Origin of the sequence: Williamsia maris, assembly GCF_024171815.1 — a bacterium.
GTDB classification, from domain to species: Bacteria; Actinomycetota; Actinomycetes; order Mycobacteriales; family Mycobacteriaceae; genus Williamsia_A; species Williamsia_A maris.
In genome coordinates this window covers 422196-441006 of the sequence record NZ_JAMTCJ010000003.1, presented here as the reverse complement: position 1 = coordinate 441006, position 18811 = coordinate 422196, and the positions used below count along the sequence as shown (strand labels likewise).

19 protein-coding genes are annotated in these 18811 nt (G+C 70.0%); 11 read left to right on the top strand and 8 right to left on the bottom strand.

Annotated elements, in window-relative coordinates:
• Positions 1–15: 15 nt before the first annotated feature.
• Genes LX13_RS15430 through LX13_RS15420 form a run of 3 tightly spaced genes read right to left on the bottom strand, consistent with a single transcriptional unit; the run spans position 16 to position 3592 of the window.
• Positions 16–1278 (bottom strand): glycosyltransferase family 4 protein, encoded by a 1263-nt coding sequence (locus tag LX13_RS15430; RefSeq protein WP_253662191.1) that lies wholly within the window; start codon positions 1276–1278, stop codon positions 16–18.
• The gene (locus LX13_RS15425; RefSeq protein ID WP_253662190.1) at positions 1275–2807 is read right to left on the bottom strand and encodes a 1,4-alpha-glucan branching protein domain-containing protein; all 1533 of its coding nucleotides are present in this window, start codon (positions 2805–2807) and stop codon (positions 1275–1277) included. The genes LX13_RS15430 and LX13_RS15425 overlap by 4 nt, the downstream gene beginning before the upstream one ends.
• The gene (locus LX13_RS15420; RefSeq protein WP_253662189.1) at positions 2804–3592 is read right to left on the bottom strand and encodes a class I SAM-dependent methyltransferase; all 789 of its coding nucleotides are present in this window, start codon (positions 3590–3592) and stop codon (positions 2804–2806) included. The genes LX13_RS15425 and LX13_RS15420 overlap by 4 nt, the downstream gene beginning before the upstream one ends.
• Before the next feature lie 166 nt (positions 3593–3758).
• Here LX13_RS15420 and LX13_RS15415 point away from each other — a divergent pair, with 166 nt between their 5' ends.
• From LX13_RS15415 to LX13_RS15385, 7 genes are all read left to right on the top strand, one after another.
• Complete coding sequence (locus tag LX13_RS15415) at positions 3759–4544, top strand: electron transfer flavoprotein subunit beta/FixA family protein (protein ID WP_253662188.1); 786 nt, start codon at positions 3759–3761, stop codon at positions 4542–4544.
• A gap of 14 nt (positions 4545–4558) precedes the next feature.
• On the top strand, positions 4559–5515 hold the full coding sequence (locus tag LX13_RS15410; protein WP_253662187.1) for an electron transfer flavoprotein subunit alpha/FixB family protein: 957 nt from the start codon (positions 4559–4561) through the stop codon (positions 5513–5515).
• Positions 5516–5676: 161 nt separating this feature from the next.
• A complete protein-coding gene (locus tag LX13_RS15405) occupies positions 5677–6510 on the top strand; it encodes a GNAT family N-acetyltransferase (RefSeq protein WP_253662186.1) in 834 nt (277 codons plus the stop codon).
• Positions 6511–7392 carry a lysophospholipid acyltransferase family protein gene (locus tag LX13_RS15400; protein ID WP_253662185.1) on the top strand — a complete coding sequence of 294 codons (882 nt, stop codon included), beginning with the start codon at positions 6511–6513 and terminating at the stop codon, positions 7390–7392.
• A gap of 50 nt (positions 7393–7442) precedes the next feature.
• Complete coding sequence (locus LX13_RS15395) at positions 7443–8663, top strand: cysteine desulfurase family protein (protein WP_253662184.1); 1221 nt, start codon at positions 7443–7445, stop codon at positions 8661–8663.
• Positions 8663–9745: a tRNA 2-thiouridine(34) synthase MnmA gene (gene mnmA, locus LX13_RS15390; RefSeq protein WP_253662183.1), complete on the top strand. Its 1083-nt coding sequence runs from the start codon at positions 8663–8665 to the stop codon at positions 9743–9745. The genes LX13_RS15395 and mnmA overlap by 1 nt, the downstream gene beginning before the upstream one ends.
• Positions 9742–10755, top strand: a complete 1014-nt coding sequence (locus LX13_RS15385; RefSeq protein ID WP_253662182.1) for a uroporphyrinogen decarboxylase/cobalamine-independent methonine synthase family protein — start codon at positions 9742–9744, stop codon at positions 10753–10755. Before mnmA ends, LX13_RS15385 begins: the two co-directional genes overlap by 4 nt.
• Before the next feature lie 19 nt (positions 10756–10774).
• Here the strand turns inward: LX13_RS15385 and LX13_RS23520 are convergent, their stop codons facing one another.
• A complete protein-coding gene (locus LX13_RS23520) occupies positions 10775–11374 on the bottom strand; it encodes a L,D-transpeptidase (protein WP_253662181.1) in 600 nt (199 codons plus the stop codon).
• A gap of 62 nt (positions 11375–11436) precedes the next feature.
• Complete coding sequence (locus LX13_RS15375) at positions 11437–11820, bottom strand: MmcQ/YjbR family DNA-binding protein (RefSeq protein WP_253662180.1); 384 nt, start codon at positions 11818–11820, stop codon at positions 11437–11439.
• Positions 11821–11868: 48 nt separating this feature from the next.
• Between LX13_RS15375 and ligA the strand changes: the two genes are divergently transcribed.
• Entirely contained in the window at positions 11869–13944 is a 2076-nt protein-coding gene (gene ligA / locus LX13_RS15370; RefSeq protein WP_253662179.1) for an NAD-dependent DNA ligase LigA, read from the top strand.
• On the opposite strand, the gene LX13_RS15365 is transcribed toward ligA, so the two are convergent.
• Positions 13925–14602 carry an ACT domain-containing protein gene (locus tag LX13_RS15365; protein ID WP_253662178.1) on the bottom strand — a complete coding sequence of 226 codons (678 nt, stop codon included), beginning with the start codon at positions 14600–14602 and terminating at the stop codon, positions 13925–13927. The genes ligA and LX13_RS15365 overlap by 20 nt on opposite strands.
• 50 nt (positions 14603–14652) lie before the next feature.
• Positions 14653–15006, bottom strand: coding sequence for a YbjQ family protein (locus LX13_RS15360; protein ID WP_253662177.1), 354 nt, complete (start codon positions 15004–15006; stop codon positions 14653–14655).
• A gap of 86 nt (positions 15007–15092) precedes the next feature.
• Here LX13_RS15360 and LX13_RS15355 point away from each other — a divergent pair, with 86 nt between their 5' ends.
• From LX13_RS15355 to gatA, 3 genes are all read left to right on the top strand, one after another.
• Complete coding sequence (locus LX13_RS15355; protein WP_253662176.1) at positions 15093–15680, top strand: antibiotic biosynthesis monooxygenase; 588 nt, start codon at positions 15093–15095, stop codon at positions 15678–15680.
• A gap of 97 nt (positions 15681–15777) precedes the next feature.
• Positions 15778–16077, top strand: a complete 300-nt coding sequence (gene gatC / locus LX13_RS15350; protein ID WP_253662175.1) for an Asp-tRNA(Asn)/Glu-tRNA(Gln) amidotransferase subunit GatC — start codon at positions 15778–15780, stop codon at positions 16075–16077.
• Positions 16074–17564: an Asp-tRNA(Asn)/Glu-tRNA(Gln) amidotransferase subunit GatA gene (gene gatA / locus LX13_RS15345; protein WP_253662174.1), complete on the top strand. Its 1491-nt coding sequence runs from the start codon at positions 16074–16076 to the stop codon at positions 17562–17564. Before gatC ends, gatA begins: the two co-directional genes overlap by 4 nt.
• Here the strand turns inward: gatA and LX13_RS15340 are convergent.
• On the bottom strand, positions 17516–18808 hold the full coding sequence (locus tag LX13_RS15340; protein ID WP_253662781.1) for an alpha/beta-hydrolase family protein: 1293 nt from the start codon (positions 18806–18808) through the stop codon (positions 17516–17518). The two genes, gatA and LX13_RS15340, sit on opposite strands and share 49 nt — an antisense overlap.
• Positions 18809–18811: the final 3 nt, after the last annotated feature.

Below are 18811 nucleotides of genomic sequence, written 5' to 3'. Positions count from 1 at the left end.
TAGCGGCCCACCTCGTCAGTCGAGGCCGCCGGAGAGGTCACGATCGGGGAGGGGGCGCTCGACGATGACGGGCCGTCCCAGCGGCTGGCGCACCCGTCGCTTGGCGGAGAGATAGACGCCTGCGGTGCGTTCGGCCACGAGCTCCCAGGAGAACTCGGCGGTGAGACGGTCCCGTGCGTTGACCGCGCGCTGTTGTGCCGCAACGGGATCGGCGAGGACCCCGCGAACCGCGGCGGCGAGCCCGGCCACGTCACCCGCGGCGAACGACAACCCGGTCACCCCGTCGGTGACCGCCTCGCCGAGTCCGCCCGCCGTCGAGGTCACCAGGGGAGCGCCGGTGGCCGCGGCCTCGAGCGCCACTATGCCGAACGGCTCGTAGCGGCTCGGTAGGACGATCGCGTCGCAGGCCTGCATGAGCGTCACCAGCCCGTCGTGTCCGACGGGACCGGCGAACGTGACCGCCCTGGTCACGCGGTGCGTGCGGACCAGTTCGCGGAGCCAGGTCTCCTGGGTTCCGTCGCCGGCGATGATCAACGTCGTCCCCGGATGGGTCCGCCGGATACGGGGCAGCGCCGCGATGGCGTCCTGGATGCCCTTCTCGTACTCCAGACGCCCGGCGTAGAGCAGGGTGGCCGGCCCGGTGTTGACGCGGCGTGGCCGGAACGGCCAGGTGGTGATGTCGATCCCGTTGTGGATGGTGTGGATCTCGGCGAGATCGGGCCCGAACAGCCGGGTCACCTCGTCGTGCATCGACGCCGAACACGTGATGAGGGCGTCGGCCTCGGCGGCGAGCCACCACTCCACCGAGTGCACCTGCCGATTGACCCGACCACTGACCCAGCCGCTGTGGCGACCCGCCTCGGTGGCGTGGATCGTGGCCACCAGGGGCACGTCGTGGAACTCGGCCAGGGCGACGGCGGGGTGCGCGACCAGCCAGTCGTGGGCGTGTACGACATCGGGTACCCACGGCTCGCCGGTGGCGGATCGGATCCGCAGTCCCGATCGGATCATGCTGTGCCCCATGGCCAGAACCCAGGCCATCATGTCCTGCGCGAAATCGAAGGCAGGGGGATCCTCCGCCGCGGCGACGACCCGCACCCCCTCGACCACCTCGTCCGACGACGGGTGCGTCACCGCGTCGGATCCGGTCGGTGTGCGGGTGAGCACGACGACCTCGTTGCCCAGGGCAGCGAGCTCGACGGCGAGATGGTGCACGTGTCGGCCGAGACCGCCGACGACGACCGGCGGGTACTCCCACGACACCACAAGAATCTTCATGAGAAGTCGTGCCGTCGGATGCGGCGGGCATCGAGCCCGGGGAAGAGGGTGTCGGCGCGGTGCCAACCGTCGGCGAGACGCGTGGCCGTGCCGTCACGACCGGCGTCTGCGGCCCAACAGATCTCGCGCGTGGCGTGTGCGTGCTTGAACGCCCGCTCGCGTGCGTAGCCTGCCGCCGATTCCTTCGACACCATGAACGCCCAGTCCGACGACACGGTCAGCAGCGCCTCGCGCAGGATCTGATCGGACACCCGGTCACGGCCGACGCCGCGGGTGTCGAGGCGCTTGGCCACGGTGTCCAACGCGGAACGGACCACGTCGGAGTTGAGGGCCACCAGATCCGAGACCGCGGGCCCGTCCCATACCCGCCAGTCCTTGCCCGACCCCCACGAGGAACGCTCGAGATCGACCGGGGCACCGACGAATCCGGCGTCGTGGGCGTCGGCGAGGGTGCCGACGGAGACGCCGACCTCGGGCAGGCGCCGCAACACGGCCTCGAGCCACTGCGGACCCTCGAACCACCAGTGTCCGAACAGTTCGGTGTCGAAGGCCGCGACCACGAGGGCCGGCCGGCCGATCCGATCGGACTCGCTGATCAGTCGCTCGCGCACCCGCATGACGAAGTCCTCGACGTGGACCGCCAGCGCGCGCTGCGCCCGCTCCGGTTCGTACGGTGCCTTCTGGTCCCCGGGCACCGACCGGCCGGTGACCCGGGCGGGCTTGAGACCCGAATGATGGTCGTAGGTGTGGAAATCCCGGTACGCGCCGTGGCCCGGATACCCCGATCGCGGCGACCACACCCGGTAGCTGATGTCGAGGTCGCGCCCGAAGGCGACGACACCGCTGTCGCCGACCGGGCGCCCCAGCGCGGTGTCACCGCGCAACGCCGGACCGTCGACCATGAAATGTCGGACACCGGCGTCGCGGTACTCCGTCTCCATCCCCGGGGCGAAGGCGCATTCCGGCGCCCAGATGCCCCGCGGTCGTGAGCCGACGCGGACGCCTGCGTCGTGCAGCCCCTCGTCGAGGGCGAAGCGTCGGAGTCGTGGATCGAGCAACGGTCCGAACGAGTGCGCGAGCGGACCGCCGAGCAGTTCCACCGTCCCGGCGTCGACGAGCGCCCGCAGGGCGCCGGAACCGCCGTGGCGCCAGTGCGTCTCGAAGTCGTCGAGTGCGGCATCGGCGGCGCGGTACTCGCGCCTGCCGAGTTCTGCCGAGCCCCCGCCGGGTACGAGTGCGGCCTCCTGCGCGCGCAGCTGCCAGGAGGCGAGCCACTCGTACATCGACGCCAGGCAGTGCGGATCGTCGAGCTGCGCCGCGAGCACCGGGGTCACACCGAGACTGACCTGACCGGTGAGGCCGTCGGCGGCCAGCCGTCGGAACGCCGCGAACAGGGGTTGGTAGGAGCCGGCCCAGGACTGGTAGAGCCACTCCTCGCCGACCGGCCACCGTCCGTGGTTCGCGAGCCACGGAAGGTGGGAGTGCAGAACGATCGAGAACTGTCCGGGGACCTCCCGGTCGGCGGTCATGTCTGCTCGGAGGGCTTCAGCGCGACGGCCAGCAGATCGAGGCTGTCCTCGATGTCGTCGGGGTGGATCTCGAAATCGGTCGACCGGATGCTCGCGACGTCGGCCGTCAGCGCGGTGGGCCAGGGTTCACCGTCGAGCGCACGCTGGATCTGCGCGTCGATGAACGACCCGCCCCAGCGCTTGTCGAGCGCGCGGAGCGCGGCGCCGTGGTGCACGCCGGCCATCTCGGAGACCGCGAAACCGTTGTCGGTGAGGAGTTCGGTGAGTTCGGTGGCCGACAGCTCCCGGGTGTGGAACGGGTTCAGCGGGGTGTCGCGGCCGGGGGAGAAGGTGATCCGGTTCGGTGTGCTCATCAGCAGCACCCCACCCGGGCGCAGGACCCGCGCGCATTCCCGGACGAATTGTGGCTGATCCCACAGGTGCTCGATCACCTGAAAATTGACCACCACGTCGACGCTCGCATCGGCCAACGGGAGGTCGATCAGATTGCCCTGTTCGATGCTCAGTCGCGGATACCGGGCCCGGGTGTGGGCGACGGCGGTGGCGTCGTAGTCGACGCACACCACGCTCCGCGCGACATCGGCGAGCATGTCCGCTCCGTACCCCTCGCCGGATCCGGCTTCGAGCACGTCACGGTCGGTACAGATCGCGAGGATGTGCTCGTAGGCCACTTCATGTCGCCGGAACCAGTAGTTCTCCTCGGCGATCCCCGGCGCGGTGCGTTCGCCGGTGAGCACGAGGGTGGGCCCCTGTGTCGACTCCGGGCGCTCGGTTGGGTTGATCATCCCCGGGAGCCTAGTGGCCGACGTTGTGATCAGCGTCATGGCCACCTCCGGACCTGGCATGGAACGGGTGTCAATCAGGCCCCTGGTTGGGGTTAAAGTGGAATGGAACGCTTATCCTTACCGGGCGGTAAGTTGACGAACCCCAAGCAGGAGGTCGATGAGGACCATGACGAACACTGTCGTATTGATCAAGCAGGTTCCAGACACCTGGTCCGAGCGCAAGCTCTCCGATGGTGACTACACGCTGGACCGTGAAGCAGCCGACGCGGTGCTCGACGAGATCAACGAGCGCGCTGTCGAAGAGGCGCTCCAGATCAAGGAGGCGAGCGGGGGCGAGGTGACGATCCTGTCCGCCGGACCCGAGCGCGCATCCGACGCTATCCGCAAGGCTCTGTCCATGGGTGCCGACAAGGCCATCCACATCAAGGACGACCTGATGCACGGCTCCGACTCGGTCCAGACCGCATACGTGCTCGCACGTGCGCTGGGCACCGTCGAGGGTGTCGAGCTCGTCATCGCGGGCAACGAGGCCACCGACGGACGTGGCGGCGCGGTGCCGGCCATGATCGCCGAGTACCTCGAGCTCCCGCACCTGACGCACCTGCGCAAGCTCACCGTCGAGGGCGAGACCCTCACCGGCGAGCGCGAGACCGACGAGGGCATCACCCACGTCGAGGCCACGCTGCCTGCCATCGTGAGCGTGACCGAGAAGATCAACGAGCCCCGATTCCCCTCGTTCAAGGGGATCATGGCGGCGAAGAAGAAGGAAGTACAGGTCCTCTCGCTCGCCGAGATCGGTGTCGAGCCGTCGGACGTGGGCCTCGAGAACGCAGGTTCCTCGGTCACCTCGTCCACCCCGAAGCCGCCCAAGACCGCGGGCGAGCGCGTGACCGATGAAGGTGACGGCGGCACGAAGGTCGCCGAATACCTTGTCGGACAGAAGATCATCTGAGGAGCGTAGAAATCATGGCTGAAGTTTTGATTCTTGCCGAGCAGGACGCAGAGGGTGGACTGAAGAAGGTCACCGGCGAACTGATCACGGCAGCACGTGCACTGGGTACCCCGTCCGTCGTCGTCGTCGGCAAGCCCGGCAACGCCGACGCGCTGATCGCCGGCCTCACCGAGGCCGGTGCCGAGAAGATCTACGTCGCCGAGTCCGACGACGTCGAGAACTACCTGATCAGCCCCCGCGTCGACGTCCTCGCCGCGGTTGTCGAGCAGGCCTCGCCCGCCGGCGTCATCGTCGCGGCGAACGCCGACGGCAAGGAGATCTCCGGTCGCCTCGCGGTCCGTCTCGGATCCGGCATCCTCTACGACGTGGTCGGCCTGAACTCCGATGGCAGCGCGGTGCACTCGATCTTCGGTGGCGCGTTCACCGTCGACGCCACCGCCAAGGGTGACGTGCCCATCTACTCCGTCCGTCCGGGCGCAGTGGAGGCCGAGCCGCAGGCCGGTGCAGGCGAGCGCGTCGACGTCGAGGTCCCGGCCGCGGCCGAGAACGCCGTCAAGATCACCAAGATCGAGCCCATCGTCGGTGGCGACCGCCCCGAGCTCACCGAGGCGTCGATCGTCGTCTCCGGTGGACGCGGTGTCGGCAGCGCCGAGAAGTTCTCGGTCGTCGAGGATCTCGCCGACTCGCTCGGTGCCGCCGTGGGCGCCTCGCGCGCAGCGGTCGACTCCGGGTACTACCCGGGCCAGTTCCAGGTGGGTCAGACCGGCAAGACCGTGTCGCCTCAGCTGTACGTGGCCCTCGGTATCTCCGGCGCCATCCAGCACCGTGCGGGCATGCAGACCTCGAAGACCATCGTCGCGGTGAACAAGGACGAGGAGGCGCCGATCTTCGAGATCGCCGACTTCGGCATCGTCGGCGACCTGTTCGACGTCGCACCCCAGCTCACCGAGGCCGTCAACAAGCGCAAGTGAGTTCCAGCACGACCTGAACGACCACATGACCCCCGGGATCTCCCGGGGGTCATGTGCGTGTCGGGCCCGGTTCACCCTGGCCGGGGGAGTTCATCACGCCTCCATCGACACGACACCGTGCCGCTGCAGTGCTGTCCGAATCGGCCACTACACCTGTGGCCATGACCAACTCACTGCTGGCCGATCGACCCCTCCCGACCCCGCCGAGCGCAGCGCGTCCGCTCATCACCGGACCGACCTACAGCCTTCATCTCACCGCCGACCCGCGTGACATCGTCGCGGCGCAGCGCCTGCGATTCGCGGTGTTCTCCCGGGAGCCGGGGTTCGCGTCGGCGATGGCCGGCGTGACCGACGGTCGGGACGCGGATCGTTTCGACGACTTCTGCGACCACCTGATCGTCCGCCGCAACGACACCGACGAGGTGGTCGGCTGTTACCGGATGCTCCCGCCGACGGGAGCCATCGCCGCGGGCGGCCTCTACACCGCCACCGAGTTCGACCTCGCCGAACTCGACCCCATCGCCCCGCAGACCGTCGAGATGGGCCGGGCGTGTGTGGCGGTCGAACACCGCTCGGGCTCGGTGATGGCCCTGATGTGGTCGGGGATCCTGCGCTACCTCGACGACACCGGCCACCGCTACGCCGTCGGGTGCACCTCGGTGCCCGTCGACATCGGCGACGGCACCGCACCCGGCGCCCACATCCGGGGCATCCGCGATCTCGTCCGCGACCGCCACCGCGCGCCCTGGGAGGTTCATCCGCGTACCCCTGTCGACATCGACGGGCGTGGACTCGACGACATCGCTCCGCCCTCCCGGCCGGCGCTGCCGCCGCTGCTGCGCGGCTACCTGCGGATCGGGGCGCAGATCTGCGGCGAGCCCGCCCACGACCTCGTGTTCGGCGTCGCCGACTTCGTCACGATCATCGACAAGCAGCAGGCCAACACCCGATACCTCGACCGACTGCGCTCGGCCGCCGACGCCGCGGAGGCCTAGATGACCCTCGTCGACACCGCGCCCACCCGGCGCGCCCACGCCTGGTTCCCCGTCAGCCCGTGCGATGCGAGTTGCGTGCCCGCCACGGCTCGCACACACGACCGCGTACGGACCGCCATCCGGCTCCTGCGGGTCGTGGCGACCATCTGCCGTCTCGTCCCCGCCGGGGCGATCGTCACGGCCCTGCCGCGCCCGGTACGGCGCCGGTTCACCCGCCATGCCGCGCGGTCCCTGCTCGCGGCGCTGGGCATCGCGGTGCAGGTCGACGACCGCCGGCCGTTCGTCGGCAGGGGAGCCGGCCTCATCGTCGCCAACCACACCTCGTTCCTCGACATCCTGGCCATCGCGTCGGTCGTGCCTGCCCGGTTCGTCGCCAAGTCCGAGCTCCTCGCGTGGCCGGTCGTCGGGACGCTGGCACGGCGACTCGGGGTCATCGGCATCGACCGAGAGTCGTTGCGGTCGCTGCCGGGCACCGTGGACGCCGCGGTCGCCGGACTGCACTCCGACGACGCCGTCGGGGTGTTCCCCGAGGGCACCACGTGGTGTGGACGCACCGGCGGGACCTTCCGACCGGCCATGTTCCAGGCGGCCGTCGACGCAGCGGTCCCGGTGATCCCGATGCACGTCGGGTTCCGTGGGCCCGGGGACGAGGTGTCCACCGCCGCGAGTTTCATCGGTGACGACGACCTGCTCGACACGATGCGGCGGGTGATCTCGGCCACCGGGCTGAGTGTGCGGGTCCGGGTGCACGAGCTGCAGCTGCCGGGTCCGGACCGTCGGGAACTCGCCCGGCGATGCGAACGCCTGGTCTTCGGGCCGATGGTGCTCCCGCCGCTGCCCACCGTGAACGAGGGCGTGCACGGGCTGTCACTGGCGGGCTGAGCACGCCGCGGAATTGTCGATGGTGTCCCGGACGTTATCCTGGCTACACCATGCCCACCACCGATCGGACGCCCATCGGCCGTCCCACCGTCTACCTCGATCACGCCGCGTCGACAGCCATGCTGCCCCGCGCCGTCGAGGCGATGACGCGCATCCTGGGCGATCCGGGCAACGCCGCATCCCTGCACGGATCCGGCCGCCGAGCCCGTCGACACCTCGAGGAGGCGCGCGAGTCGATCGCCGCCGCGGTGGGCGCCCGTCCGTCCGAGGTCATCTTCACCGCAGGCGGCACCGAGAGCGACAACCTGGCCGTGAAGGGGATCTTCTGGGCCCGCCGCGCCGGTGACCCCCGTCGGCGACGCATCGTCATCTCCTCGGTGGAACACCACGCGGTCATCGACCCCGCGCAGTGGCTGGCCGATCGCGGCGAGGCCGACCTCGTGCTGCTGCCGGTCGACTCCGACGGGTTCGTCGACCCCGCCGATCTGCGGGCCGAGCTCGCCGCCCACGCCTCCGACACCGCCCTGGTGTCGGTCATGTGGGCCAACAACGAGGTCGGGTCGATCCAGCCGATCACCGAGCTCGCCGCGATCGCCGCCGAGTTCGCGGTCCCCATGCACACCGACGCCATCCAGGCCGTCGGACACATCCCGGTCGACTTCGCCGCCAGCGGACTGTCCGCGCTGAGCCTCGCCGGACACAAGTTCGGCGGTCCCCACGGCGCGGGTGCGTTGCTGCTGCGTCGCGATGTCGACTGCGCACCGCTGTTGCACGGCGGCGGGCACGAACGCGATGTCCGCTCCGGTACACCCGACGCGGCCGCGGCCGTCGGCATGGCCGCCGCCCTGACGCAGTCGGTCGACGAGCTCGACGACTCGATGCACCGCGTCGCGGCACTACGCGACCGCCTGCTCAGCGCCCTCATGGACACCGAGGGCTGCATCGTCAACGGCCCGTTGGGTTCTCGTCGGCTTCCCGGCAACGCGCATGTGTCCTTCATCGGTTGCGAGGGGGACTCGCTGCTGATGTTGCTCGACGCCAACGGGATCGAGTGTTCCACCGGCTCGGCCTGCACCGCCGGTGTCGCCCAGGCCAGCCATGTCCTCATCGCGATGGGCATGTCCACCCCGGACGCCCGCAGCAGTCTGCGTTTCAGCCTCGCCCCGTCGACCACCGAGGCCGACGTGGACCGCGTCGCCACCGTCATCGGCGAGGTCGTCGACCGTGCCCGCACCGCGGGCATGGCCAGCGTCTCGGCGGGGGACCGCTGATGCGCATCCTGGCCGCGATGAGCGGTGGCGTCGACTCCGCGGTGGCCGCCGCACGCGCGGTGGACGCCGGACACGACGTCGTCGGCGTACACCTCGCCCTGTCCACCGCCCCGGGCGCACTGCGCACCGGCAGCCGCGGGTGTTGCTCGAAGGAGGACGCGGGCGACGCCCGGCGGGTCGCCGACATCCTCGGCATCCCCTTCTACGTCTGGGATTTCGCCGACCGGTTCAAAGAAGACGTCATCGACGAGTTCGTCAGCGCCTACGCCGCGGGGGAGACCCCCAACCCGTGCCTGTCGTGCAACGAGAAGATCAAGTTCTCCGCCCTCGCCGAGCGGGCCATCGCCCTCGGGTTCGACGCGGTGGCCACCGGCCACTACGCGCGCCTGGTCGACGGTGAACTCCGACGTGCGGTCGACGAGGACAAGGATCAGTCGTACGTCCTCGCGGTGTTGACCGCCCGACAACTCTCGCGCGCGATGTTCCCCATCGGTGACACCCCGAAGTCCGAGATCCGGGCCGAGGCGGCACGTCGCGGGCTGTCGGTCGCCGAGAAGCCCGACTCGCACGACATCTGCTTCATCCCGACCGGCGACACCCGCGCGTTCCTCGGCGCCCGCATCGGCGTCCGCCCCGGCATGGTCGTCGACGCCTCGAGCGGTGTCGCCCTCGCCGAACACGACGGGGTGCACGGGTTCACGATCGGACAGCGCAAGGGCCTCGGCATCGAGGCCCCCGCCGCCGACGGCCGTCCCCGCTACGTCACCGGCATCGACCCGGAGACGTCGGTCGTCACCGTCGGCCCGGCCGAAGATCTCGACGTCTGGTCCATCACCGCCGACCGCGCGGTCTGGACATCGGGAACGGTCCCGACCGAGGACCTCGACTGCACCGTGCAGGTCCGCGCCCACGGTGGTCTAGCGCGCGCCCGCGCCCGGGCCGTCGACGACGGCACCCGGATCCGGATCGAACTGTCCGAGCCGCTGACCGGCGTCGCCCGCGGGCAGGCCGCGGTGCTCTACCGGCTCGACCCCTCCGACGGTGACGTCGTTCTCGGCTGCGGCCGAATCGCAGCCGCGTGACGGATCCGACCGACCTGCCCCCCACCGGGGTGGCCACCGGCGTCGGCTCGATGCCCGGAACCGACGCGCGCGCCGCGGCCGAGATCATCGCCGGCGAGGTCGGCCTCGTCCACCTGCCCGAACTACCCGCACGCGGACTCGGGGCCGACATGATCGGTCGCAGCGCCGCCCTGCTCGTCGACATGCCCATGGACGTCACGCCGTCGGGCTACCGGCTGCGCTCCGGTGGTTCGACCATGGGTCGCGGGGCGCGGGACATGCTGCGCATCGACATCGACGCGCTCGAGGAGATCTGGGAGACCCGCGGGCTCGGCGGCCCGGACCGCTGGGTGAAGGTGCAGCTGTGTGGGCCCTTCACGCTGGCCGCGTCGGTGGAGATCGGCGGCGGACACAAGGCCTTGCACGATCGCGGGGCCTGGTCGGATCTGGTCGACTCGATCGCCGAGGGTGCCGCGACGCACGCCGCGGAGATCCGTCGGAGGCTCGGCGCGCAGGTGCTCGTGCAGTTCGACGAACCTCTGCTCGACCGCGTCATCGAGGGCAGCATCGCGCCGCTGAGTCGTCTCGACGTGATCAACCCGGTGCCCTCGCAGGTCGTCGCCGAGCACATCGACGCACTCATCGACGTCGTCGGCGGTCCGGTGCTGCTGCACCACTGCGGTGATCGCTTCCCCTGGCACACCGTCGCGCAGACCAAGCTGTGGGGCGTGTCGCTGGACATGGCCCATGTGCGCTCGGCGAACCTCGACGGGCTCGGTGAGTTCCTCGACGGCGGTTCGGTGGTCGCACTCGGTGCGGTCCCGTCGACCGATCCGGGGCGCGAACTGCCGGCCGAGCACGTCGTCGCCTCCGTCACCGAGATCATCGACACGATCGGGCTGTCACACGAGGTGTTCGCCGATCAGATGATCATCACCCCGGCGTGCGGGCTGGCCGGCGCGGATGCCGCGTGGGCGAAACAGGCCCTGGCGCTGGCGACCACCGTCGCGCAGGCCCTGCCGCAGCAGTGACGTCTCGCCGCGATGCCGGCTAGGCCCGGACGGTGACCGTGGTCCCGACCGCCGCCCACCTGTAGAGAGCAGCCATCGCGGGCCCCGGCACGTGCACGCATCCGCGGGATCCACCGGTTCGGTAGTCCTGCGAGCCGTACGGAAACGTCTGCCACGGCGAATCGTGGAACCCGTAGTCGTCGAAGAACGGCAGGAAGTAGTTCACGTGGACGCGGTAGTCGGGGCCGACGAGGAACCGATCGGTGTCGCGGGCGACGACCTTCCAGGTGCCGGTCGGTGTCCGGTCCACGGGGTTGTCGATCCCGGTGGTGACCGCCGACGCCGACACCGTCCGTCTGCCGTCGCAGGTCCACATGCGCTGCTCGGAGATGCTGACCGTGACCAACCGGGTGCCGGTGTTGCTCGCACACGCGGTCGCGTCCGCGGCGGCGGTCGCGGCGCTGCTGCTCGGGGCCTCGGTCGTGGGTGCGGGGGCGTTCGAGGTGACCGCCGCGGCCACCGCGGGACCCGAGGACGGATCCGACCCGGTGAACAGCCCGGTCACCAGGATCGCGGTGACGACCACGGCGACCGGGACGATGAGAATCGCCCACCAGTAGTCGCGAAGGGATGTGGGCACGTCCTCCAGGATGGCACAACCCCGCGCGGGGCCGGTCTCGCCATGCGGGGCGTTGTATCAGCTCACAACTCGTCGAGTCGTCGTATGACCTTCGCCGGGGCGACGAGCCGGAAACTCGCGTCGAGCAGCTCGGCGACCTCGTCCCAATCGGGTGCGCCCGACAGGTCCACCCCGAGCCATCCGTACGCGCCCACATAGGCGGGCACGAAGAAGCGGTCGTCCCCGGCCAACGCCGTCGCCTCGGTCGGATCCGGCTTGAACAGCACCGAGGTGTCCATCATGTCGCCGCCCTTCACCGACCCGCCGTAGTAGGCGAAGATCTTGCCGCACCGGAACGTCGGTCGGCCGTGGGCGACGACCTCGGTCGTCTCCGGCAGCGCGAGCGCGATCTCCCGTACGCGGGCCAGCGTCGGGTCGTCGGCGGAGAACATGATCGGGTGCGGCATGGTGCGCGAAATTCTAACGGTGTCGGTGCCCTGGACTAGCCTTGTTCCGTGGATGAGAGCCCCGACGCCGAGCTGCGTGAGCAGTGGTCCGCCCTGGCGGAGGAGGTGCGTGAGCACCAGTTCCGGTACTACGTGAAGGATTCGCCGGTCATCACCGACGGTGAGTTCGACACGCTCCTCAAGCGGTTGCAACAGCTCGAGGCCGATCACCCCGAGCTGGCGACCCCGGACTCACCGACGGTGATGGTGGGTGGCGGTTTCGCGACCGAGTTCGCCGCCGTCGACCACCTCGAACGGATGTTGTCGCTGGACAACGTCTTCGACTCCGACGAGATGCGCACCTGGATCGATCGGGTCCAGGCCGACGCGGGCGTCGGCCTCGACTACCTGTGTGAACTCAAGATCGACGGCGTCGCACTCGCACTGGTCTACGAGAACGGCACGCTCGTCCGCGGCACCACTCGTGGTGACGGGCGCACCGGCGAGGACGTGACCCTCAACGCCAAGACCATCGACGACATCCCGCACCGCCTGACGCCCTCCGACGACTACCCGGTCCCGGCGCTGCTCGAGGTCCGCGGCGAGGTGTTCTTCCGGATCGAGGACTTCGAGGCGCTCAACGCGTCGCTCGTCGAGGCGGGCAAGGCGCCGTTCGCCAACCCACGCAACTCCGCGGCCGGGTCGCTGCGCCAGAAGAACCCGCAGGTCACCGCCCGACGCCGGCTCGGGATGATCTGCCACGGCATCGGCAAACTGGACGGGTGGGCGCCGGAGTCGCTGCACGACGCGTACCTGGCCCTCGGGGCATGGGGCCTGCCGGTGTCGAAGCACACGACGAAGCTGTCCGGGGCCGACGAGATCCTCGAGAAGATCGCGTATTGGGGCGAACACCGACACGACGTCGAGCACGAGATCGACGGCATCGTCGTCAAGGTCGACACCACCGCGCTGCAGCGGCGCCTCGGGTCCACCTCGCGCGCACCGCGATGGGCGATCGCCTACAAGTACCCGCCGCAGGAGGCGACGACAAAGCTCGTCGACATCAAGGTCGGTGTCGGCCGTACGGGCCGGGTCACGCCCTTCGCCTTCATGGAGCCGGTGTTGGTCGCCGGATCGACGGTGTCGAGGGCGACGCTGCACAACGCGTCGGAGGTCAAGCGCAAGGGCGTGTGGATCGGCGACACCATCACCATCCGCAAGGCCGGTGACGTCATCCCCGAGGTGCTCGGACCCGTCGTCGACCTGCGCGACGGCAGCGAGACCGAGTTCGTCATGCCGACGCACTGCCCGGACTGTGGCACCGAGCTGCGCCACGAGAAGGAGGGCGACGCCGACATCCGTTGCCCCAACGGTCAGTTCTGCCCGGCGCAGCTGCGAGAGCGGCTCTTCTACATCGCCGGCCGTGGGGCGTTCGACGTCGAGGCGCTCGGATACGAGGGCGCCACCGCGCTATACGCATCCGGGGCGATGACGAACGAGGGCGATCTGTTCGCCCTGACCGCCGACGACCTCGCCGGGGTGAGCCTCTACGTCACCAAGGACGGCGAGTTGTCGGCCAACGGCAGGGCGCTGCTCGCCAACCTCGAGAAGGCGAAGAAGACACCGTTGTGGCGAGTCTTGGTCGCCCTGTCGATCCGACACATCGGTCCCTCCGCGGCGCGCGCGTTGGCCACCGAATTCGGCACCCTCGAGGCGATCCGCGATGCCGACGTCGAGCAACTCGCTCAGACGGGTGGTCTGGCGAAGACCCTGGCGCAGAGCATCGTCGACTGGTTCGCCGTCGACTGGCACCGCGAGATAGTCGACAAGTGGCGCGACGCCGGCGTCCAGATGGCCGACGAACGCGACGAGTCGATCCCGCGCACGCTGGTGGGCTTGAGCATCGTCGTGACCGGTTCGCTGCAGGACTTCTCCCGCGACGGCGCCAAGGAGGCGATCCTGGTGCGCGGGGGCAAGGCGTCGGGGTCGGTGTCGAAAAAGACGGCCTTCGTGGTGATCGGCGATTCCCCGGGGACGAAGGCGGAGAAAGCCGAACAGCTCGGCGTCCCCATCCTCGACGAGGACGGGTTCAAGGCCCTGCTGGCCGACGGACCCCCGGACAGCGTCAGCGAGACTTCGGAATAGCGAGAATCGTGGTCACGATCCGGGACAGATAACCCAGCCGGGCGATCTCGGAGGGACGGAAGTCCGGGCCGCCGGATCGGCCCAGCAGCAACGCCTTCGACGACGAACCGACCGGTGCCGCGGCCAGGCGGGTGTCGGAGTCCTTCCAGGACTGCGGTACCCACGTCGCGTCCGGGTCGAGTTGTCCCGCCTGGGCGATCGGGAGCCAGTCGACCTCGGTCAGCCGGGTCTCGGGAGCACTGGAACTGCCGAACAGCTGCAACACCCCGCCACCGCCGAGGGTGACCACCGTGCTCCACGACACCCGCATGACGCGCGGGGCGGTGTCGACGAGGACCTGTAGTCGCTCCGACGCCGGTGCGGACGCGATCTGGTCGACGAGTTCGAGTTCGCGGTGGGTTTCCAGGACGCCGGTGTAGGGCCGGATCGAATCCACCCGGACGCCGTCGACGTTCTCCGCGGCGGTGATCAGGGTGTCCGGCAACGACCCGCGCGGCACCTCGACGACGATGTCGTCGACCGCGTAGGTGTCGCCGCGCTCGACGACGTCGAGGGAGAGGATGTCGGCACCCACCGATCCCAGTGACACCGCGAGCAGGCCGAGGCTTCCCGGACGATCTTGCAGGTAGACCCGCAGCAGGTACGACACGCTGGTCATTGTCCCACCGGGTGGGGATCGCCGCCGCGCCGACGGCGTCGCGACGCCACTCAGATCGTCGGCACGGCGCCGGGATTGGCCGGATCGAGCGGTTCCACACCGACGGCGGTGCCGTACGCGCAGACCTCGATGCCCGTCCCGCCGAACTCGGTGGTCTCGAAGCGGAACGCGACCACGGCGTTCGCGCCCTTCTGCTGTGCCTCGGTGGCCAACCGGTGCAACGCTTCCTGGCGACAGTCGTGCAGGAGTTGGGTGACGCCCTTGAGTTCACCGCCCGCCATGGCCTTGAACCCGGCGCCGATGTTCGAACCGATGTTGCGTGAGCGGACGGTCAGGCCGAAGACCTCGCCGAAGGTGTACCCGATGCGGTACCCCGGCACGTCGTTGGATGTGACGATGATCATGGTCTGCAGATCTTAGTGAGCCGATCGTGCGCACGTGGTCGTTCGCTCGGTCGGGCAGATGCGGCCGGCGGTGCCACCATTGACCCATGGCCGAGCACACCGAACAGTCCGCCGACCCCGAGCACACCGTCGACCACGTCACGACATCGGTCGCCCGACGTATCGAGCCCGGTCGGGAACACGACTTCCTCGCGTGGACCGACGCCGGCATGGCCCTGGCCCGGACCTTCCCCGGGTTCCTCGGTGGCGGCTGGTTGCGCTCGGCGCAGGATTCGTCGGACTACTACGTGGTCTATCGGTTCGACGGCGAGGCGCAGATGGACGACTGGGTCCGCTCACCGGTCCGGCGCGCGTGGCTCTCGCGTGGCGAGGGGGTCGCCGTCGAGTCCGCGGTGCACCGGTTGTCCGGAATCGAGGGATGGTTCGAGCCGCAGTCGACGCTGACCAATGCGGTCCGGGTGGTCGGGGCGCCCCCGGCGCGCTGGAAGCAGGCGATCACGATCTGGCTCGGGTTCTTCCCGTTGAGCCTGCTGATCAACTTTGCCGTGGTGGCCCATCTCGACGGCGTACCGCTGGTGCTCAAGACACTCATCGCGACCCTGATCAACACGCCACTGATGGTCTACCTCGTCCTGCCGTGGATCACCGCCCGACTGCATCGATGGCTGCGCTGAGCGGGCCACAGTCGCCGCCGACGGCGCGACCACTAGGCTCGTTGCGTGGTCGCCGTGCCTGGCATCCACCCGATTGCTCTGTAGAAGGGACGCATCGTTGTCAGCCATCTCCCGGGATGAAGTAGCCCATCTGGCGCGCCTGTCGCGCCTGGCGCTCTCCGATGACGAACTCGATCAGTATGCGAGCCAGCTCGATTCGATCCTGACCCACGTCGCGCAGATCTCGGAGGTGCGGACCGACAGCGTCGACGCCACCGCGCATCCGGCCGGTCTCGCCAACGTCCTGCGCCCCGACGTCATCGTCCCCGGACTGACCCCGACCGAGGCGCTCTCCGGCGCCCCCTCGGTCGAGCAGTCCCGCTTCGCCGTCCCGCAGATCCTGGGTGAGGAGCAGTGACCGCGATCCGCGACGCCGGGCCCATCACGGGCCTGTCGGCGTCCGAACTCGCCACCAGGATCCACTCCGGTGACCTGTCGTCGGTCGAGGTGACCCGCGCCCATCTGGAGCAGATCGAGCGCACCGACGGCGATCTCGGCGCGTTCCTGCACGTCACGACCACCCAGGCGATCGCGGCGGCCGAGGCCGTCGACGCCGCCATCGCCGCTGGGGAGAAGCCCGCGTCCTCGCTCGCCGGCGTCCCGCTGGCGCTCAAGGACGTCTTCACCACCACCGATGCGCCCACCACGTGCGGGTCGAAGATGCTCGAGGGGTGGGTGCCGCCGTACGACGCGACCGTCACGCGCCGGCTCCGCGAGGCGGGCATCCCGATCCTCGGCAAGACCAACATGGACGAGTTCGCGATGGGCAGTTCCACCGAGAACTCGGCCTACCAGCTCACCCGCAACCCGTGGGACACCGACCGGATCCCCGGCGGATCCGGCGGCGGCAGCGCGGCGGCACTCGCGTCGTTCCAGGCGCCGCTGGCCATCGGTACCGACACCGGCGGCTCGGTCCGTCAGCCGGCTGCGGTCACCGCGACCGTCGGCGTGAAGCCCACCTACGGTGCGGTGTCGCGGTACGGACTCGTCGCCTGCGCCTCGTCGCTGGACCAGGGCGGCCCGTGTGCCCGCACCGTGCTCGACGCGGCCCTGCTGCACGAGGTCATCGCCGGCCACGACCCGCGCGACTCGACCTCCCTGAACTCCCCGGTCCCCGATGTCGTCGGAGCCGCACGCCGCGGCGCCGAACAGGATCTCGCGGGTGTGCGCGTGGGCATCGTCACCGAACTGCAGGGCGACGGCTATCAGCCCGGCGTCCTCGCGTCGTTCACCGCCGCCGTCGAGGTGCTGCGCGAGCGCGGCGCCGAGATCGTCGAGGTCTCGTGCCCGCACTTCGAGTACGCGCTCGGCGCCTACTACCTGATCCTCCCGTCGGAGGTGTCGTCGAACCTGGCCCGCTTCGACGCCATGCGGTACGGACTGCGCGTCGGCGATGACGGCAGCCACTCGGCCGACGAGGTGATGGCCCTGACCCGCGCGCAGGGGTTCGGCCCGGAGGTCAAGCGCCGCATCATGATCGGTACCTACGCGCTGTCGTCGGGCTACTACGAGAAGTACTACGGCCAGGCCCTCAAGGTCCGGACGTTGATCGCGCAGGACTTCACCACCGCCTTCGAGTCGGTGGACGTCCTGATCTCCCCGACCACCCCGACCACCGCCTTCCCCATCGGTGAGAAGGCCGACGACCCGCTGGCGATGTACCTGTTCGACCTGTGCACGCTGCCGGTGAACCTCGCGGGCAACTGCGCGATGTCGGTGCCGTCGGGGCTCTCGGCCGACGACGGCCTGCCGGTCGGACTGCAGATCATGGCACCCGCCCAGGCCGACGATCGTCTCTACCGCGTCGGTGCGGCGTACGAGGCGGCGCGCGGACCGCTGGTCTGATCGACACCGGTCCGGGTCGGACACAGCGGGGCCGTGGTGCCCTGCTCGGCGCCGTACTGGTGGCCGTGTCCGGCCGGGAACGACAGTGCGCCCAGCAGATCCGTACTGGCCTGAATGAAACCGGCGACCGGGAACCACACCGGGCGCGGTAGGTCGGCCCGGGCGGTCGACCGTGTCGGCGGTCGCCAGAGCAACCGGGGCGACCACCGGACGACGGGGTCACTGGCGTTCGCGAGCACCACCCGCCGCGACGCCTGCGGTGCAACGGTTCCCGCCGGTGCTCCGGCGAGGACGGTGGCGCAGACCGAGACCTCAGCGGCTCGGGTGGCTGCCCACTCGCGCGCCGCGTCGGCGCCGATCGCGCCCAGACTCTGTCCGTACAGGTAGACCTGCGGGCGGGCCGCCGTCGGCAGACGCCCGACGGCCCGGGTGAGTGCCGCGGTCACGGCGATCGCCCCCGTCCGGGCGGTGTCGGAACCGGAGACGAACGCCCGCCAACTCGGGATGTCGCTGTACTGCAACGCGATCACCGAGACGTCGCCGCCGAGTCGTTCCTCGAACCCGCGTACGGCATCGGGGTCGACCCACCCCGAACCGGTGGGGACGGCCACCACGACCGCCGCGCGTCGGGCACCACCCGCCGACGACCACCGGTCGACCAGGTCGGTCGCGCGGCGTTCGGCGGTCCGTCCGTCGAGCGGCGAGTACAGACGAAGCGACGTCGCGGTGGCGTCGGACGTCGCGAATGCCTCCGCCCTGCTCATCCCCGCTCTGATCACGTCCGTGTCCTGCGGATCAGCTGACGCGGGGGCCAGGCCGGCGATCGCCGCCGCTGCGGTGACGACGGCGACGGACGTGAGACCGGGCGCCGCGACGACGGCCGCGTACAGCGCCACCGGCGCGAACGACGCCGCGATCCAGCCGAGTCCGACGCCCGGTTGATCCAGACCGGTGCGCAGCGTGTCCTGCCACCAGAGGTTGGCGAGAACCATGCCGGTGAACAGCACCGCGGCGATGCCGACGACCCGGACACGACGATCGCGGTCGGCCGCGGGATCAGCTGCCCGGTCCACCGGCAGTCGCCCGACGACGCTCCCGATCCCCGCACCCAGCAGCAGGCACGCTCCCAGCAGCGCGGCGTGCACCGACACCTCCCGGGGCAGTGACCCCGGAGCCAGGGCGATCGTGGAGCCGACGAGCGCGCCGATCACCCCCGCGGGGTGGGGGAGTCGGGGCACCTCCATGCC